The 2,116-nt window shown below is 45.7% G+C and carries 2 protein-coding genes; both read right to left on the minus strand.

The features are described from left to right. Positions 1-519, minus strand: a 519-nt coding sequence (locus H6S82_RS30405) for a helix-turn-helix domain-containing protein (protein WP_191057264.1), incomplete at its 3' end; no start/stop codon positions are given. 306 nt (positions 520-825) lie between these two features. Further along, on the minus strand, positions 826-2,116 hold a 1,291-nt coding region (gene uvrC / locus H6S82_RS30410; protein ID WP_191057265.1), incomplete at its 5' end, for an excinuclease ABC subunit UvrC.

Consider the following 2,116-nt stretch of genomic DNA (forward strand, 5'->3'; position numbering starts at 1 on the left):
CCGCTGTCTTGTTTTTGGAGATGGTTTGGCTTCTAGCTCGTATCTAAAACTGACATACCAATCCGAAGCTCTTTTGCTAACGGTAACGTTTTTGGGCCGAACGGCTGGTAGTATTTCGTGGCATCTCACCCATCCAAAAATCGGTAACTTGAGTCGGTTGCCACTCACAGTGATACTACCTTCTAAGTAAAAATTGTCTTTGATATTCTTCTTTTTGAATTTTGGTTTACCTCGACCAGGTACTTTAAAGAAATGCCCAAAAGCTTTGGCTAAATGCCTTAAGGCTTGTTGAGGAGCGCACTTGGATACTTGGTAGTACCAAGGATTTGCTGATTTTACTTCGGCTACCAATCGCTTATGAAGATCGATAGCGGTTGGTAGCTTTTTGTTTGCCGACAAAGCTTTCAAACAAATTTCTAATCCCCAATTCCAAGCGTGTCTAGCTACGCCTGCGTGTTTGGCTGCTAGGGTACGTTGTTGGTTGTTTAGGTTAAGTTTTGTTTGGAAGCTTTTGAGCAACTTCTCTTAACTCCTCTACGATTTTCATAAGTTTCTGACTGATGCTCTGCTTGGGGTAGAATGAACTTACTCATCTCCACATAATACCATCTATTATTGAGTAAGTTTATGAATAAATAAGTAACTTTATGGTTGCTGCTCCCACCCCTTCCACAGCTTGACATCACTCTCCCCCGATCGCAAGAGTCAAAAGTCAAAACAAAGGGGCTAGGGGCTGGGGGCTAGGGGCTAGGGATTAGGGAAGAGGGAGGAATTTTGACTTTTGACTTTTGACTTTTGACTTTTGGCTGCGCCAGTCCCTCAATCTTAAGCTGGATGGAAATAATCGAAAATTTCCTGAGCTAAACGAGGGCCAATTCCAGGCGCTTCCGCTAGCTGTTTTGGAGATGCCTCTCGGATATAATCGATCGAGTGAAAATGTGCCAAAAGTTGCTTTTGTCGCTCAAATCCCAATCCGGGAATTTCATCCAAACGAGAACGTCGCAACTTATCGCTACGCTGTTGGCGATGGAAACTAACAGCAAATCGATGCGCCTCATCCCGCAGTCGCCGCAACAATTGTACACCCGGTTGTTCTGCATCTGTTTGCAGCGGCAAAGATTCCCCTGGCAGAAATATTTCTTCTCGCTGCTTGGCTAAACTTACCACTCGCAAATCTTCCAAAAGATTCATTTCTTGCAGTACTGCCACAACCGATGATAGCTGACCTTTCCCACCATCAATCATCACCAAATCGGGAAAATCTGGATTTCCCACTCGTTCCAATTGCGGGTCTTCTGCGTACTTGCGGAAGCGACGGCGGATAACTTCGGCGAGACTGGCAAAGTCGTCAGAGTGACCGACTGTAACGGCAGGATTTTTGATCTTGTAATGTCGATAATGTTGTTTGGCGGGTAAACCGTCGATAAAGACAACCTGAGATGCGACAGCGTTTGCACCTTGAATATGGGAAATATCGTAACCTTCTATGCGGCGTGGCAAGTCGGGCAAATCGAGAATGTTGGCTAAATCTTGCATTGCTTCGCTGTTGCGATCGGCAAATTTCTGAGTGCGAGATAATTCATACTCAGCATTGCGTTCCACCATTTCAATTAATTCGGCTTTGCTTTGTCTTTGCGGAGCCAAAATAGTCACTTTGCGACCTTTTCTTTCTCCTAAAAATTCTGCCAACATTTCGCTTTCCGGTAACTCGTATTGCACCAGAATTTCGGTGGGAATTTCCACAGATTCGGCATTTTGATAATGTTCTTCCAACACCCGCTGCAAAATCGCTCCAGGTGTAGCAGATTCAGCATCTGCCACAAATCCCAACCTTCCCACCAAACGTCCGGCCCGAATCTGGAATAATTGAATGCAGGCGTGTCGATCGTCAGCGGCAAGGGCGATCGCATCTCGCGACACGGTATCATCGGGTAACGAGACTTTTTGGTCAGCCGTCAAAGATTTCAATCCGGTAATTTGGTCGCGAATACGCGCCGCCGTTTCAAAGTTGAGCGCTTCTGCGGCTTGTTCCATCTGCGCTGTGAGAATATCGATCAATTCTTGCGTGCGACCTTGGAAAAGCATTGCCACTTTTTGTACAGTTTTGCGATATTCT

This window comes from Planktothrix sp. FACHB-1355, from assembly GCF_014748295.1.
Classification (GTDB): Bacteria; Cyanobacteriota; Cyanobacteriia; order Cyanobacteriales; family Aerosakkonemataceae; genus Aerosakkonema; species Aerosakkonema funiforme_A.